Source organism: Neisseria sp. CP9, assembly GCF_047758525.1.
Lineage (GTDB): Bacteria > Pseudomonadota > Gammaproteobacteria > Burkholderiales > Neisseriaceae > Neisseria.
In genome coordinates this window covers 2,477,327-2,492,861 of record NZ_CP180502.1, presented here as the reverse complement: position 1 = coordinate 2,492,861, position 15,535 = coordinate 2,477,327, and the positions used below count along the sequence as shown (strand labels likewise).

General features: G+C 53.0%; 15 protein-coding genes. 3 read left to right on the top strand and 12 right to left on the bottom strand.

Annotated features, from left to right (window positions below; translation table 11 throughout):
- The first annotated feature begins 1 nt into the window (after position 1).
- Positions 2–2,287, top strand: coding sequence for an ATP-dependent Clp protease ATP-binding subunit ClpA (clpA, locus tag ACMYUL_RS12040; RefSeq protein WP_415770777.1), 2,286 nt, complete (start codon positions 2–4; stop codon positions 2,285–2,287).
- A 69-nt stretch (positions 2,288–2,356) separates the two neighbouring features.
- On the opposite strand, the gene xerD is transcribed toward clpA, so the two are convergent.
- The 10 genes from xerD to hisS form a co-directional block, all read right to left on the bottom strand.
- Positions 2,357–3,232 (bottom strand): site-specific tyrosine recombinase XerD, encoded by an 876-nt coding sequence (xerD, locus tag ACMYUL_RS12035; RefSeq protein WP_415770775.1) that lies wholly within the window; start codon positions 3,230–3,232, stop codon positions 2,357–2,359.
- Positions 3,233–3,401: 169 nt separating this feature from the next.
- Positions 3,402–3,839 carry a peroxiredoxin gene (locus ACMYUL_RS12030; protein WP_415770773.1) on the bottom strand — a complete coding sequence of 146 codons (438 nt, stop codon included), beginning with the start codon at positions 3,837–3,839 and terminating at the stop codon, positions 3,402–3,404.
- 109 nt (positions 3,840–3,948) lie between these two features.
- Positions 3,949–4,584, bottom strand: coding sequence for a deoxynucleoside kinase (locus ACMYUL_RS12025; protein WP_070514483.1), 636 nt, complete (start codon positions 4,582–4,584; stop codon positions 3,949–3,951).
- Positions 4,585–4,745: 161 nt separating this feature from the next.
- Positions 4,746–5,240 (bottom strand): 2-amino-4-hydroxy-6-hydroxymethyldihydropteridine diphosphokinase, encoded by a 495-nt coding sequence (folK, locus tag ACMYUL_RS12020; RefSeq protein WP_415770771.1) that lies wholly within the window; start codon positions 5,238–5,240, stop codon positions 4,746–4,748.
- A 15-nt stretch (positions 5,241–5,255) separates the two neighbouring features.
- Positions 5,256–5,630 carry a SirB2 family protein gene (locus ACMYUL_RS12015; protein WP_003762962.1) on the bottom strand — a complete coding sequence of 125 codons (375 nt, stop codon included), beginning with the start codon at positions 5,628–5,630 and terminating at the stop codon, positions 5,256–5,258.
- Positions 5,631–5,682: 52 nt separating this feature from the next.
- Positions 5,683–6,252 carry a class I SAM-dependent methyltransferase gene (locus ACMYUL_RS12010; RefSeq protein WP_003762869.1) on the bottom strand — a complete coding sequence of 190 codons (570 nt, stop codon included), beginning with the start codon at positions 6,250–6,252 and terminating at the stop codon, positions 5,683–5,685.
- A gap of 90 nt (positions 6,253–6,342) precedes the next feature.
- Positions 6,343–6,633, bottom strand: a complete 291-nt coding sequence (gene hfq, locus ACMYUL_RS12005; protein WP_003755341.1) for an RNA chaperone Hfq — start codon at positions 6,631–6,633, stop codon at positions 6,343–6,345.
- A gap of 367 nt (positions 6,634–7,000) precedes the next feature.
- Positions 7,001–8,458, bottom strand: a complete 1,458-nt coding sequence (gene der / locus ACMYUL_RS12000) for a ribosome biogenesis GTPase Der (RefSeq protein ID WP_003762980.1) — start codon at positions 8,456–8,458, stop codon at positions 7,001–7,003.
- 687 nt (positions 8,459–9,145) lie between these two features.
- Entirely contained in the window at positions 9,146–9,775 is a 630-nt protein-coding gene (locus tag ACMYUL_RS11995) for a YfgM family protein (RefSeq protein WP_415770768.1), read from the bottom strand.
- On the bottom strand, positions 9,776–11,071 hold the full coding sequence (hisS, locus tag ACMYUL_RS11990) for a histidine--tRNA ligase (protein WP_003762968.1): 1,296 nt from the start codon (positions 11,069–11,071) through the stop codon (positions 9,776–9,778).
- Between the two features lie 237 nt (positions 11,072–11,308).
- Between hisS and trkA the strand changes: the two genes are divergently transcribed.
- Positions 11,309–12,721, top strand: a complete 1,413-nt coding sequence (gene trkA, locus ACMYUL_RS11985) for a Trk system potassium transporter TrkA (RefSeq protein ID WP_342031409.1) — start codon at positions 11,309–11,311, stop codon at positions 12,719–12,721.
- 136 nt (positions 12,722–12,857) lie between these two features.
- Positions 12,858–13,589, top strand: coding sequence for an SIMPL domain-containing protein (locus tag ACMYUL_RS11980; protein WP_415770765.1), 732 nt, complete (start codon positions 12,858–12,860; stop codon positions 13,587–13,589).
- Between the two features lie 71 nt (positions 13,590–13,660).
- On the opposite strand, the gene panC is transcribed toward ACMYUL_RS11980, so the two are convergent.
- Positions 13,661–14,497, bottom strand: coding sequence for a pantoate--beta-alanine ligase (gene panC, locus ACMYUL_RS11975; protein WP_415770763.1), 837 nt, complete (start codon positions 14,495–14,497; stop codon positions 13,661–13,663).
- Positions 14,498–14,668: 171 nt separating this feature from the next.
- On the bottom strand, positions 14,669–15,457 hold the full coding sequence (gene panB, locus ACMYUL_RS11970) for a 3-methyl-2-oxobutanoate hydroxymethyltransferase (protein ID WP_415770761.1): 789 nt from the start codon (positions 15,455–15,457) through the stop codon (positions 14,669–14,671).
- Positions 15,458–15,535 lie beyond the last annotated feature (78 nt).

The following is a 15,535-nucleotide window of genomic DNA, read 5'->3' as shown; positions in this document are numbered from 1 at the left end:
TATGCTTTCACCCGAATTGGAACAGATTTTGCAGCAGCTTTACCGCGAGGCGCGTAAGGCTCATTATGAATTTATCAGCCTCGAGCATCTGCTTTTGGTGTTAATCGAAGAAGATGCCTCCGTCCCCAACGTCCTCAAGCTCTGCGGCGCGGATTTGAAAGTGGTGTCCGAACAACTCGCCGCCAGCGTTGCCGAAAATACCCCCCTGATTCCCGACCACCTTTTGGATACAGTCGAAACCCAGCCCACACTCGGCTTCCAACGCGTCATCCAGCGGGCGATGGTGCATACCCAATCCGCAGGCAAAGGCTTGGTCGAGCCTTTGGACGTTTTGGTGGCGCTGATGAGCGAAACCGACAGCCACGCCGTCTATTTCCTCAAGCTGCAATCGGTTACGCGTTTTGAAGTTTTGCGCTGCATTGCCCACGGCGCAACCGAAGATGATGAACACAAAAGCTTTTCAGACGACCCCGACAATGATTCAGACGACCCCGTCGAGTTAAAAAGCGGCTCGTTGTCGGACTACACAGTCAACCTCAACGCCGAAGTCAAAGCCGGCCGCATCGACCCCTTAATCGGCAGAAAGCACGAAATGGAACGGCTGGTGCAAATCCTGTGCCGCCGCCGCAAAAACAATCCGCTTTTGGTCGGCGAGGCTGGCGTTGGCAAAACCGCGCTGGCGGAAGGCTTGGCGCATCAAATCGTCAACGGCGACATTCCCGACGCGCTCAAAGATGCCGAAGTGTACGCGCTGGATATGGGTTCGCTTTTGGCGGGTACAAAATACCGCGGCGACTTTGAAGCGCGGGTCAAATCCGTCTTGAAACAGCTCGAAAAAATCCCGCACGCCATTTTGTTCATCGACGAAATTCACACCATTATCGGCGCGGGCAGCACGAGCGGCGGCACGATGGACGCGTCCAACCTGCTCAAACCCGCGCTGGCGAAAGGCTCGCTGCGCTGCATCGGCGCGACCACCTACGACGAATACCGCACCATTTTTGACAAAGACCACGCCTTAAGCCGCCGCTTTCAAAAAATCGACGTGGTCGAACCCACCGTCGCCGAAACCGTGCAAATCCTGCGCGGCTTGAAACCGATGTTCGAAGGCTTCCACCAAGTGCGCTACACGCAAGGCGCACTCGAAGCCGCCGCCGAACTCTCCGCGCGTTACATCAACGAGCGTTTCCTGCCCGACAAAGCCATCGACGTAATGGATGAAGCAGGCGCGGCGCAACGGATTCTGCCCAAATCCAAACAGAAAAAAGTCATCGGCAAAGCGCAAATCGAAACCGTCATCGCCAAAGTCGCGCGGATTCCCGAAAAAACCGTGTCGCACGACGACAAACAAGTGCTGCAATTCCTCGGCCGCGATTTGAAAAACATGGTTTACGGTCAGGAAAACGCCATCGACGCGCTGGTTGCCGCCGTCAAAATGTCGCGTTCCGGCCTCGCCCTGCCCGACAAACCCATAGGCTGCTTCCTCTTCTCCGGCCCGACCGGCGTCGGCAAAACCGAAGTCGCCAAACAGCTTGCCTACTCGATGGGTGTACCGCTGCAACGTTTCGACATGTCCGAATACATGGAGCCACACGCCGTATCGCGCCTCATCGGCGCGCCGCCGGGCTATGTCGGCTTTGACCAGGGCGGTCTTTTAACCGAAGCCGCCAACAAACATCCGCACTGCGTATTACTCTTGGACGAAATCGAAAAAGCCCACCCCGACATTTTCAACGTCCTCCTGCAAGTCATGGATGCAGGCAAACTGACCGACAACAACGGCAAGAGTGCCGATTTCCGCAACGTCATCCTGATTATGACCACCAACGCAGGCGCGGAAAGCCTCAGCCGACCCAGTCTCGGCTTTACCGCCAAGCGCGAACGCGGCGACGAAATGCAGGCGATCAACAAACTCTTCACACCCGAGTTCCGCAACCGCTTGGACGCGATTATCCCGTTTGCGCCCTTATCCGAACCCATCATCGCCAAAGTCGTGGACAAATTCCTGCTCCAGCTCGAACACCAGCTCCTCGACAAAAAAGTTGAAGCCGAATTCACACCGGCATTGCGCAAATATCTGGCAGAAAAAGGTTTTGACCCGCAAATGGGCGCGCGCCCGATGCACCGCCTGATTCAGGAAAAAATCCGCAAACCGCTCGCCGACGAACTCCTGTTCGGCAAACTCACCGACGGCGGCTTCGTGCGGATAGACTGGGATGCGGCAAAAGAAGAAGCCGTGTTGAAATTCAAGAAAAACAAAGCCAAACCTGAAGCAGCCGCGGTTTGACGCATAAAGGCAAAAGGTCGTCTGAAAACGAAATTTCCGTTTTCAGACGACCTTTTTCAATGGAATCGTTTAATTCCGCGAATGGTGTTCGTCAATGATGTTTTTTAGGCGGATGTTGGCGACGTGGGTGTAGATTTGGGTTGTGTTGATGTTGGCGTGTCCGAGCATGAGCTGTACGGCGCGCAAATCGACGCCGTGGTTGACGAGGTGGGTGGCGAAGGCGTGGCGAAGGCCGTGCGGGCTGAGGGAGGTGATGCCGGCGGAGTCCGCATAATTTTTGACAATCATCCATGCGAGTTGGCGGGAGATGCCGCTGCGTTTTTGGCTGACGAAGACTTCATCGCAGATTTTGTTTTTGAGCAGCAGCGGACGCGATTCGGCGCAATAGCGTTCGACCCAGTAAACGGCTTCTTCGCCCATAGGCACGATGCGCAGTTTGTCGCCTTTGCCTATGGTGCGGATGCAGCCGCGGTTGAGGTCGAGGTCGCCCAGTTGGAGCTTGACGGCTTCGGTTACGCGCAAACCTGTGGCGTACATGACTTCGAGCAGGGCTTTGTCGCGCAGGCCGTGCGGCGTATCGGTATCGGGCGCGGCAAGCAGGTTTTCGATTTGCGCTTCGGTAATCAGTGTAGGCAGTTTTTGCGTCTGTTTCGGGGCTTTGAGGAAACGGGTCGGGTTGTCCGTCCGACGCTCGGTTTCTTCCAGCCAGGCGTATAGGCGTTTGCAGGCGGACAAGGCGCGCGCCTGCGAGCTGTGTTTTTCGTCCGCCGCATAGACGACATCCGCCAAATCGGCAGCTTCGGCATCCAGCCAGTTATGCCCGCCCGCTTCCAAACGCGCGGCGATTTTTTCCAAATCGCGGCGGTAGCCTTGCAAGGTGTTGTGGCTGAGACGGTCTTGCAGCCACAGGGATTCGAGCAGTTTGTCTATGAGTTCGTCGGTCATGGGGTTTTACGGGCAGTCCGAAGATGGTGTATCGTGGATCGAATATGAATCAGGACTAGCAACCCTGCCCTGATTGACGTCCATTATAAAAGGTCGTCTGAAAATGAAAACCTGCTTGGACAGAACCCGCCAAGCTCGTTTTCAGACGACCTTTTGCTGCATTATCGGTTTATCGGGACAGCGTTTCCAACACTTCCTGCGCGTGTCCGGCGACTTTGACTTTGCGCCATTCGTGGATGATTTCGCCGTTTGCGTCCAATACGAAGGTGCTGCGTTCAATGCCCAAAGACTCTTTGCCGTACAGCTTTTTCAGCTTGATCACATCAAACATTTTGCACACGGTTTCGTCTTTGTCGCTCAACAATTCAAAATTAAAGCCTTGTTTGGCGCAGAAATTCTGATGCGATTTCACGCCGTCGCGCGAGATGCCGACGACGGTATAGCCGAGTTCTTTAAATTGCGGCAAACGGGCGTTGAAATCCAGACCTTCAGTGGTGCAGCCGGGCGTGCTGTCTTTGGGGTAGAAATAGACAATCAGCGGCAGATGTTCGGCGGAGTTGAAGTCGTTACCGCTGCTTGACGGCAAAGTGAATCGGTATTGGGTCATGATATCTCCTTTCAGACGACCTAAGACAGAAACGTAGAAGCGGGCAAGGAAATAAAATGAATCCCCAACATAACCGCTTTAGCGTTTCACCATAATCTTGCACACTGCGTCAGCGTTCGCTCAAATTCAGATAATTGCGCGTTCCCTGCAAATCGTTCAGCGCATTGAGCAACAGTTGGAAATGTTCGTCATTGCCCTGCAAGTCCAACTCATCGGCATTGACGGTCAGCAGTGGGGAATTTTGATAAAGGTGGAAAAACTGGCTGTATCCCTCGTGTATCCGCCCCAAATAGCCTTCGGGGAAAAGATTGATGATGCCGTCGCCGCGTTTTTGCAGGCGTTTGCGGTTGCCGTCCACTGCGGTTTGCAGGTAAATCACCAAATCGGGCGCGGGATACTGCGGCAGGATTTTTTGTTTCAAATCGGCGAAGAGCTGCTGCTCGTCTTCATTCAAAACGACCGGCGTGAAAATCCGGTCCTTTTCCAACAGAAAATCGGCGACGACCATGCCGCCTTGTGCGTATTCGTTTTTGATGATGTCCACGCTTTCGGCGCGGCGCATCAGGAAAAAAAGCTCGGTTGCCAAGCCGTGATGGGAGGCGTTGGCGTAAAACTTCATGAGAAAGGGGTTGTGTTCGGGGTTTTCCGCCAGCGACATCGCGCTGAAATGTTCTGCAAGGCGGCGGCTCAATGCGTTTTTCCCGCTGCCGATGGAGCCTTCGACGACAATATAACGGTAGTTCATGGTTTGATTAATGATATTGTTTTGATATTTTGGAAAGGGGCATTTTATCAGACCGACGGAATTTGCCCAAACCTGCCGCCGTCCTTCTTGAAAGGTCGTCTGAAAGGTGAGGCAACGCCGTACTGGTTTAAAGTTAATCCACTATATTTCACCGCCTTGCCTCAAACGGCTTCCAACAGGCGTATGCCTTCATCGCCCAAAGCAACCGCCAAATCCGCCGCCCGTCCGTGTCCGCCCAAAACAAAATCGGGCAGGATTTCAGCCAGCGGCTTCATCACAAAGCTGCGTTCGTGCGCGCGCGGATGCGGCAGGGTCAGATGCGGGTCGCTGCTGAAAATGCCGTCAAAGTCGATGATGTCCAAGTCTAACGTGCGCGGGGCGTTTCGGAACGTGCGTTCCCGCCCGAAATCCTCTTCGATACGGTTCAACACGGCAAGTAGCGAAACGCCGTCTAATGAAGTGCGGACGGAACAAACGGCGTTGACAAAATCAGGCTGATCGTCGTAGCCGACCGGCGCGGTTACGTACAGCGAGGAAGTTTTTTCGATTTGAATCTGCGGATGCGCCTCCAGCGCGGACAATGCGGCGCGGACTTGGCGGACGGGTTCGGCAAGGTTGCTGCCCAAGGCGATGACGGCAAAATGGGGGTGCGGCATTTTCAGACGACCTCTTTAAAACGGCAGCGTTTTGGTTTTGGCAAGATAGACGATACAACCGACGCAAGCCATCGACAAAACATAAATAGCGTAAAACTTCGGCGAACGCGGACGGGAACGCATCATGACCATACCCAGCCCGATGTAAACCAAGAGCAGCAGGATTTTGCTGCCGAGCCACGGCGAATTGAAGGGCGAAAAGTGGGTAATCTTCATCAGCCACAAGCCGGTAAAGAGCAGCATGGTGTCGTTGAGATGGGGAAGGGCTTTCCAGATACCTGCCAAAGGTTTATCGGGATGCCGCCAAAGCAGGAAGAAGCGGATATTGAACACCAAAATGGTGATGGTAACGAAAATCTGATGGCTGTATTTTACAAACAGATATTGCATAGCGGTCGCACGTTATTGTTTTTGAAAGAAGCGTCTATTCTACCGCAAACATTCATTCTTGACGTAACTTTTCAAACGCCAACAAATACGGCGGGCGGTTGCGGCGGTTGATAAAGCCATAACGCAAAACGGCAAATTCATCCTGTGGCAACTGCAGCGCCCAGTCTTCGATTGCCTGCGCTTCATACAGCCCCGCCTCATGCCCCGGATATAGGACGGCAACCGCCAAACCGCCCGTTTTCAGCAGCGATAAGGCGGATGACAACGCGCGGATACTGGTTGCCGCTTCTGTCGTACAGCTTTTATCGCCGCCAGGCAGCCAGCCGAAATTGAATACCGCCGCGTCTAGCGGTTCGCGGATATGGTTGGCAAGGTTTTCATGTCCGTCCCATATCAGTTCTACCCTATCCGCCATGCACGCTTCTTCCAAGCGCATTCGGGTGTTTGCCAATGCCTGCTCTTGCACGTCAAACGCCCACACTTTCCCGCCACTGCTGACCGACAGCGCCAGCATCAGCGTATCGTTGCCGTTTCCCGCCGTGCCGTCCAAAGCGCGGGCATCGGGTTTTAAGGCTTGTTTGAGAAGCGTGTGTGCAAAAGGGAGGATGTTTTCGAGCTGCATAAGATGAAACCGTACAGAGGTCGTCTGAAAATAAAAATACCTTACCGGCCAAGCGGTAAGGTATCAGAATCGATTAATGCGTTACATACATTATTCGGCAGGTTGTTGCACGGTCTCAACTTGAACCGGGGCAGCCGCAGCGGCTTGGGGTTTGTTCTCGTGTTGCAGGCTCACGGCACGGGCAGGAACGATAGTTGAAATCGCGTGTTTATAAACCATTTGGGTAACGGAAGTATTACGCAGCAGAACGACGTATTGGTCAAACGACTCGACTTGGCCTTGCAGTTTGATACCGTTGACCAGATAAATCGAAACCGGAACGTGCTCTTTACGCAACGCATTCAAAAAAGGATCTTGTAACATTTGTCCTTTAGCTGTCATATTCATAAGCTCCATTATTATGATTTTGAAATCGTTTTGAAAACGAACATGAGTCGGATTGTAGACCCGAACGAGAAAAATTACCAACTATTTTTCCGTAAGAATATGCAAACCTCTATCAAACAACGGGCTTTTCAACGATTTTTTTACCCAAATGTGCTATACAAATCATTTCAATACGAACGATTTTTGCAATTAGGCATAGGTTGGCAGATTTGGATTTTCAGACGACCTCGACATCAAATAAAATCCTGTTATTACAGAGCCTTAGCCAATCAATTTCAAGAAGGCTTCATCCCCAACCGCCCTACTCGCCCGGCTGCAATCTAAAAGAGGCACACCTCGCGCGCCCCTTGTTCCGTCAGATTTATTTGCTGTGCTGTTTTTTCACGCTGACTTTGGTTTTCTTTTTAAAACGGTTTTTCTCTTCCTTGCGACCCTCGCGTTTTTCGATGCGGTTGCTCAGGCTGACGCGGCGCAGCGGTTTTTTCTTCGGTTTGTCTTCCGCATTTTCATACGGGTTTTCGGAAACATTGTATTGAATCCGCAGCGGCGTACCTTGCAAATTGAAGGCTTTGCGGAACGTCTGGGTCAGGTAGCGCGTATAGCTGTCGGAAATCGCGTGCAGCGAATTGCCGTGTACCACAATCACGGGCGGGTTCATACCGCCTTGGTGGGCATAACGCATTTTCGGGCGCACCAAACCTGCGCGCGGCGGCTGTTGGCGTTCGATGGCGCTTTGCAGGACGCGGGTAATTTTCGGCGTCGGCATCTTAATCATGGCGGCGTTGTAGGCTGCCTGAATGCTGTCGAACAATCCGTCGATGCCGCGTTCTTTCAATGCGGAAATGAAGTGGAACTTGGCAAAATCGAGGAAATACAGTTTGCGGGAAATGTCGCGTTTGATCTGCTCGCGGCGCTCTTCGCTGATGCCGTCCCATTTATTGACGGCAACCACCAGCGCGCGCCCTGCTTCCAAGGCAAAACCGGCAATCGTGGCATCTTGGTCGGCGATGTCCTGCTGCGCGTCCAATACCAAAACGGCAACGTTTGCCGCCTCAACCGCCTGCATGGCTTTGATGACGGAGAACTTTTCCACCGCCTCGTCAACTTTGCCGCGACGGCGCACGCCTGCGGTATCGATGATGGTAAACGGTTTGCCTTCGCGTTCGAAATCGATGTGGATGCTGTCGCGCGTCGTACCTGCCATATCGAAGGCAATCACACGCTCTTCGCCGAGAATGGCGTTAACCAGTGTGGATTTGCCGACATTCGGACGACCGATGACGGCAAAAACAGGATGTTTTACATCGGCTTCTTCGGCTTCAGGCTCAGGGAAGTTTTCTAAAATTTCTTCAATCAGGTAATACACGCCGTCTCCGTGCGCGCCGGAAATAACGTGCGGTTCGCCCAATGCCAATTCATAAAACTCGGCGGCAAGCACGGCTCTGTTGCCGCCCTCGCCTTTGTTTACCGCCAGATAAACGGGGCGCGGGCTTTGGCGCAGACGGTCGGCAATAATTTTGTCTTGCGGAGTCAGCCCGGTGCGGCCGTCCACCAAAAACACGACGGCGTCGGCCTCATCGACAGCCTGCAAAGTCTGCTTCGCCATTTCGTGCAAAATGCCGCTGTCCACAACCGGCTCAAAGCCGCCGGTATCAATGACGAGATAAGGTTTGCTGCCGATTTTGCCGTGTCCGTAGTGGCGGTCGCGGGTCAAGCCGGGCAGGTCGTGCACAAGCGCGTCTTTGGTGCGCGTCAGGCGGTTGAACAAAGTGGATTTGCCGACGTTCGGGCGGCCGACAAGGGCGATGGTGGGTTTCATGATGAGGTCTTTCTGTGTCAAGTGTCGGTTCGGAATCGAACCTGCAACACGAGCAGGTGTTTTTCAAAACACGGTAGGTTAAAAAGGATGAGGGGTCGTCTGAAAATAGATTCAACAGCAACAATGGCTTGAGCTGGAATTTCCGTCCCATACAGCCATCTTCGACTTGGGGAACTTGCCTGCGTTTATCAACTACAAATATGGTATGGCGAGTTTCATCCGGCCATAGTTAATGGATTTTACGCAATGAAAAAGATCATCTTAACATCACTATGCATTTTTCTCCCTATGAATTTCGGTATTGGCTTATTGTTCGGCGTTTATCAAACAGACCGACCACTCAAAATCATAGTCTCATTAATTATTAGCACGATCTTTTATATCGTACCTATGTATTTTCTACTCAAACGCAAAGCCAAATAATCTGCCTTTTCAGACGACCTGTTCGGCGAATCTTGTCCCCGCATAATACATATTCAAACAAAAGGTCGTCTGAAAATATAGTGGATGAAAATTGCAATGATACGGCGTTGCCAACGCCCTTATGTACAATCTGTACGGCGTGCGTTGCCGCCTTGTCTCATTTTTATTTTAATCCACTATATAAAGTGGAACACAATTAAAACAGACAAGGCTTGCCGGAAAGATTCCGACAAGCCACATAGTCTTTCAATTTTTCAGACGACCTTATTTTTGCGAATCCAGCTTCATTTGCAGCAATTCGCGTTCAATAGCTTCTTTAGGCAGCTTTTCCAAAGCCTGCTGATAGCTTTGCGCGGCTTCTTTGGTTTTGTTTTGCGCGGCATAAACATCGCCTTTCGCTTCCAAAAGCAGCGGCTCGAAATCGGCTTCAACTTTCGTATTCAAGGCTGCAATCGCGGCATCGTATTTTTTCTGCTGCAACAGGACGATACCCAAACGCTGCGCCGCCAATGCTTGAACCAGCGGGGCTTTTTGGTTTTTCAACACCAAGTTCAGATGACCTTCCGCCACATCGTAACGGCGGGCATCATACTCGGTCGCAGCCGCCATCAGCGTCGCTTGCGCGGCGGCAATGGAGTCCGGATAATTTTGCTGGAGGTTGGTCAAATCGGCATTCACTTCGGCTTGCGAGGCTTTTGCCTGCATTTTATCGACGATTTTCGCCAATACTTCGGCAGCTTCCTGACTTTGCGAGGCTTTATGGCTCTTATACATGGTATAGCCCAAATAGCCCAACGCCGCCGCAATCAGCAGGGCAAACAGCCATCGGCCGGTACTTTTCCAAAAGTATTTAAAATTGTCTAATTCTTGTTGTTCTTCGAGATGGGCTGCCATTTATGCGTTCTTCCATTGTTGTAAAGTGTGGATTAAATTGTCGGCGGCGACGGTTTGCTGACCGTGTGCGCCGTTCATGTCTTTAAGCGTAACCATACCGTTTGCCAATTCGTCTTGCGCGACAATCAGGGCAAAACGCGCGCCGCTGTTGTCGGCTTTTTTCATTTGCGCTTTCAGGCTTTGATAGCCGGAATGCTGCATCACGTTGAAACCTTGTGCGCGTAAGGCTTGCGCGTATTTCATCACTTGCAAATCCGCACCCTCGCCCTGATGCATGGCGTACACGTCAGGCGCGGCATTGACTTCCAGCGAACCGTATTCGCTAACCAGCAGCAGCAGCCGCTCGATACCCATCGCAAAACCGATGGACGGCGCAGGCTTGCCGCCAAGCTCTTCAATCAAACCGTCGTAACGTCCGCCGCCGCACACCGTCGCCTGCGCGCCGAGTTTGTCGGTCGTCCATTCAAAAACGGTTTGGTTGTAATAATCCAAACCGCGCACCAATCGCGGGTTTTCAACGTATTGAATGCCCAAGCCTTCCAGCATGGCTTTGAAACGGCTGTAATGATTGCGCGATTCCTCGCCCAGATAATCGGTCAGATGCGGCGCGGCATTGCAGATTTCCTGTAAATCGGGATTTTTGGAATCCAAAACGCGCAACGGATTGGTTTTCAGACGACGTTTGCTGTCTTCGTCCAATTTGTCTTCATAACGGGTCAGATATTCGACCAAAGCCGCACGGTGCGCCGCACGTTCTTCGCGGTTGCCCAAGCTGTTGATTTCCAAAGTCAGGTAATCGCGGATACCCAGTTTGTCCCACAAATCCGCCGACATGGCGATGATTTCCGCGTCGATGTCCGGACCTTCAAAACCCAACGCCTCGATGCCGACTTGATGAAACTGGCGGTAACGTCCTTTTTGCGGACGCTCGCGGCGGAACATCGGACCCATGTACCACAGCTTTTGCGGGCTGTTGTACAACAAATTGTGTTCGACCACCGCACGCAGGCAGGACGCCGTACCCTCCGGGCGCAGGCTCAGGCTCAAAGAATCGTTGGAATCGGAAAACGTGTACATTTCCTTGCCGACCACATCGGTTTCTTCACCAATGGAGCGGACAAACAAACCCGTCTGCTCGACAATCGGCGTACGGATTTGCTGATAACCATAAGCACGCGTCCAGCGGCCGACCACATCTTCAAACGCCTGCCAAAACGCGGCGGTCAGTTTGAAATCTTTCTGTTCGACGGGCAAAAGGTCGTTCATGCCTTTGACGGATTGGATTTTTTGTGCCATTTCAAATTAGGGATACCGGAATCAAAATAGTCGGCAATTATAGCTGATTTTTAAGGAGTTGTGAGGTTTCGGCGATGAAGGATTTGGACAAAAAGGTCGTCTGAAAACCGGAGCGGCGATTTTTCAGACGACCCCGTAGATTCAAAGCAGCCGCAATAAGGCAAGGATGGCATTGTAGCCTTTTTATTTTGTTTTACTATACAATCCCATCATCCTTACCAACCCACACCCCAAACCGTGAAAATCCTCATCCTCGGCAGCGGACAGGTCGGCTCGACCGTCGCGCAAAACCTCGCCTCCGTTTCCAGCAACGACGTTACCGTTATCGACATTGACGAAAAAGCCCTGCAACACATCGGCAGCCGCCTCGACGTCCAAACCATACTCGGCAACGGCGCATCCCCGTTCATCCTCGAACAGGCGGGTGCGGCGGATTCCGACCTCCTGCTCGCCCTGACCCGCAGCGACGAAACCAACATCGTCGCCTGTAAAATCGCCGCCGACCTCTTCAATATCCCCAGCCGCATCGCCCGCGTCCGCTCCAGTGAATATCTGGAATACTCCTACCCCGAAAACGGCGATACGGAAAACGGCAGCCTTACCGTCTTCGACATCACTGAAACCATCAGCCCCGAACAGCTCGTTACCGAACAGCTCGTTGGGCTGCTCAGCTACACCAGTGCATTGCAGGTATTGAGGTTCGCCGGCGACAAAGTCCGCATGGTCATCGTACAGGCGCGTAAAGGCGGGCTGCTCGTCAACCGCGAAATCGCCGACATCAACCAACACCTCCCCGAAGGCGCGGACTGCCAAATCTGCGCCATATACCGCAACAACCGCCTCATCGTCCCCACGCCGCAAACCGTCATCATCGAAGGCGACGAGGTACTTTTTGCCGCAGACATCAGCAGCGTCAACATCATCATGCGCGAACTGCGCCCCAAAGAAGCGCGCACCCGCCGCATCATGATTGCCGGCGGCGGCAACATCGGCTACCGCCTTGCCAAGCAGCTCGAATCCAAATACGACATCAAAATCGTCGAACACAACCCCCGCCGCGCCGAGTGGCTCGCCGAAAACCTCGACAACACCCTCGTCCTGCAAGGCAGCGCCACCGACGAAACGCTGCTGGACGAAGAATACATCGACGAAATCGACGTATTCTGCGCCCTGACCAACGACGACGAAAACAACATCATGTCCAGCCTGTTGGCGAAAAACCTCGGTGCCAAGCGCGTCGTCACCATCGTCAACCGCTCCAGCTACGTCGATTTGCTCGAAGGCAACAAAATCGACATCGTCGTGTCGCCGCACCTCATCACCATCGGCTCCATCCTCGCCCACATCCGCCGAGGCGACATCGTTGCCGTCCATCCCCTCCGACGCGGCACTGCCGAAGCCATTGAAGTTGTCGTCCACGGCGACAAAAACACCTCCGCCATCGTCGGCAGGCGCATCAGCGGCATCAAATGGCCGGGCGACTGCTACATCGCCGCCATCGTCCGCGCCGAAACGGGCGAAGTCATCATGGGGCACCACACCGACACCATTGTCCAAGACGGCGACCACATCATCTTCTTCGTCTCCCGCCGCCGCGTCCTGCCCGAACTCGAAAAACTCATCCAAGTCAAAATGGGCTTTTTCGGCTAACCGTCAGAGGTCGTCTGAAAACCTGTTGCAGCAAAGTCAGAACTTTTTCAACTTCGTTGAAGCCGCGCTTTCAGACGACCTGACACAAATTATCCAATATCATCCGTTTCCACACCCGATACCCAAAGGAAAATCCATGTTACGCCCGATTCTTGCCGCCCTCGTGCTCGCAACCGCCCTGCCCGCCGCAGCCGAAACCGATGCCCTTCATTACAACATGGTCGAGTTTGCCGAATCCGCCAATCTCGAAATAACCCGTGATACCATGACCGCCCACTTCAGCATCAATGCTGAAGGCAAAGACCGCGCCACGGTTAACAAAGCGTTTCAAAAAAAATTCAACGACTTCAACAAAGCCGTACAAAACAACAAACTCCAAGCCGAATTCCTCAACCGTAGCGCTAATCCGCGCCATGAATACAACAACAACGGCAAACGCATCCAAACAGGCTGGGAAGAAATTGCCTCGTTCAAAGTCGAAAGCAAAGACTTTGACGCAATCAACCGCCTGACTGACGAAACGCTGCAATCTGCCACCCTCAACCACATCAGCTTCAGCATATCCAAAGAAAAACGCGAAGCCGCCGTCGATCAAGTCAGCAAAGCCGCCATCCTGCGCTTTAAAGACCGCGCGCAAGATTTGGCGAAAACACTCGGCTTTTCCAACTACAAAATCGTCAAACTCAATTTAGGCCACATCGGCAACCGCTCCATCGACGACCGTTTAGGTTTCGCCCGTACCAAAATGATGAGTGCTGAATCCGCTGTTGCCAGAAGTGCGGTAAGCGACGAAAACAACACCATCCAAGCTCCTTCTCCCGGCTCAGAAGAAATCAGCATCACCGTCATCGGCTCAGTGCAGATGTAAAACGCTTCCCCAACAAAAAGGTCGTCTGAAAACACATTTGGTTTTCAGACGACCTTTTTCCATTCCAACAATCAAGCCAAGCTGACTTCCAAGTTGTCAATCAGACGCGTCGTTCCCAGTCGGGCGGCGGCGAGGACGACGAGGGCTTTGTCGCCGGTACGTGCGACGGCGAGGCTTTCGGCATGGCGGATTTCGACGTAATCGACCACCCAGCCTGCCTCGGTCAGACGGCGGACGGTTTGCGTTTCCAATCCAACGTAATCGAGATTGCCGTTTTTGAGTTCGGCGGCGACGCGCTGCAATTCGCGGTACAGACGCGGGGCTTCGGCGCGTTCGGCTTCGCTGAGGTATTGGTTGCGGCTGGAAAGCGCGAGTCCGTCGGCGGCGCGGCCGGTATCGACGGGGACGATGTCGATATTGAAATTCAGGTCTTCGACAAAGCCTTTGATAATCGCCAACTGCTGGTAGTCTTTTTTGCCGAAACAGGCGGTATTCGGTTGGACGATGTTGAACAGTTTGCTGACGACGGTAGCCACGCCGCGGAAATGCCCGGGGCGGAATTTGCCGCACAATTCGTTTTGAAGGTTGGGCGGTTCGACGTTGAAACGTTGCTCGACATGGGGATACAGCTCTTTTTCGTCGGGCGCGAACACGACGGCTACGCCTTCGTTGGCGAGTTTGTCGGCGTCTTGCTGCAAGGTGCGCGGGTATTTGTCGAAATCTTCGCCCTGTCCGAATTGCAGGCGGTTGACGAAAATGCTGACAACAACGTTGTCGGCGCGTTTTTTGGCTTCGCGAACGAGGGCGAGATGGCCTTCGTGCAGATTGCCCATGGTCGGAACAAAGGCAACGCTGCCTGCGTTTTTGCGCCATTCGCGTAATTCTTTAATGGTATGAATGATTTGCATGATGGAAAATGTCCTTTATCTTTTTCGGGATTACGGTACACAGCCGCCATGTTTTGTCAGCCCGAAAATCATGCGCCGATTATACGCTGGGAACACGGACAAACAAAGGTCGTCTGAAATTCGGTTTTCACGATGAAAACCTTTTCAGACGACCTTTTTTAGTTATAAGCATCAGGCAAACGAATGTTCCGCCGCGGGGAAGGTTTTGGCTTTGACTTCATGGACATAGGCTTCAACGGCGGCTTGAATGCTGTCTTTACCCTGCATGAAGTTTTTGACGAATTTGGCGGTTTTACCCGGGAAAATGCCGAGCATATCGTGCATGACCAAAACTTGTCCGTCGCAATCCACACCTGCACCGATTCCGATGGTCGGGCAAGAGACGGTTTCGGTTACTTTTTTCGCCAATTCCGCCGGTACGCATTCCATCAATACGATGGCGGCACCCGCTTGGTCGTGTGCTTTCGCATCTGCCAACAAGGCTTCCGCCTTATCGCCCCGCCCCTGCACTTTATATCCGCCAAACGCAAACACGGACTGCGGGGTCAAGCCGATATGGGCGCAGACGGGAATGCCGCGCATTTGCAGGAATTCGGTGGTTTCCGCCATCCAAACGCCGCCTTCGAGTTTGACCATATGTGCGCCTGCCGCCATCAGTTCGGCAGCGGCGGCAAACGCCTGTTCTTTACTCTGTTGATACGCACCAAAAGGCAAGTCGCTGACAATCATCGCGTTTTCCGTACCGCGTGCGACGTTTTCGGTGTGGTAACACATATCGCGCAGGCTGACGGGCAGCGTGGATTTGCGTCCCTGCACGGTCATGCCCAAGGAATCGCCTACCAGCAAAACATCGACGCCGGCATTCTCCATCAACGCGGCAAAGCTGGATTCATAGGCGGTCAGCATGGCGATTTTTTCGCCTTCTGCCTTCATCTTTTGCAGTGTGTTCACAGTAATCATTGGAATGTGTTCCGCCTTTTTTCAGACGACCTTTTAGATTAAAACGGGCTATTATAGTGAAATGCCCGCCGCCCTGCC

Coding starts and splice junctions, on each gene's coding strand:
- clpA (WP_415770777.1), top strand. CDS start 2: ATGCTTTCACCCGAATTGGAACAGATTTTGCAGCAGCTTTACCGCGAG.
- xerD (WP_415770775.1), bottom strand. CDS start 3,232: ATGACCGACGAACTCATAGACAAACTGCTCGAATCCCTGTGGCTGCAA.
- ACMYUL_RS12030 (WP_415770773.1), bottom strand. CDS start 3,839: ATGACCCAATACCGATTCACTTTGCCGTCAAGCAGCGGTAACGACTTC.
- ACMYUL_RS12025 (WP_070514483.1), bottom strand. CDS start 4,584: ATGAACTACCGTTATATTGTCGTCGAAGGCTCCATCGGCAGCGGGAAA.
- folK (WP_415770771.1), bottom strand. CDS start 5,240: ATGCCGCACCCCCATTTTGCCGTCATCGCCTTGGGCAGCAACCTTGCC.
- ACMYUL_RS12015 (WP_003762962.1), bottom strand. CDS start 5,630: ATGCAATATCTGTTTGTAAAATACAGCCATCAGATTTTCGTTACCATC.
- ACMYUL_RS12010 (WP_003762869.1), bottom strand. CDS start 6,252: ATGCAGCTCGAAAACATCCTCCCTTTTGCACACACGCTTCTCAAACAA.
- hfq (WP_003755341.1), bottom strand. CDS start 6,633: ATGACAGCTAAAGGACAAATGTTACAAGATCCTTTTTTGAATGCGTTG.
- der (WP_003762980.1), bottom strand. CDS start 8,458: ATGAAACCCACCATCGCCCTTGTCGGCCGCCCGAACGTCGGCAAATCC.
- ACMYUL_RS11995 (WP_415770768.1), bottom strand. CDS start 9,775: ATGGCAGCCCATCTCGAAGAACAACAAGAATTAGACAATTTTAAATAC.
- hisS (WP_003762968.1), bottom strand. CDS start 11,071: ATGGCACAAAAAATCCAATCCGTCAAAGGCATGAACGACCTTTTGCCC.
- ACMYUL_RS11980 (WP_415770765.1), top strand. CDS start 12,858: ATGTTACGCCCGATTCTTGCCGCCCTCGTGCTCGCAACCGCCCTGCCC.
- panC (WP_415770763.1), bottom strand. CDS start 14,497: ATGCAAATCATTCATACCATTAAAGAATTACGCGAATGGCGCAAAAAC.
- panB (WP_415770761.1), bottom strand. CDS start 15,457: ATGATTACTGTGAACACACTGCAAAAGATGAAGGCAGAAGGCGAAAAA.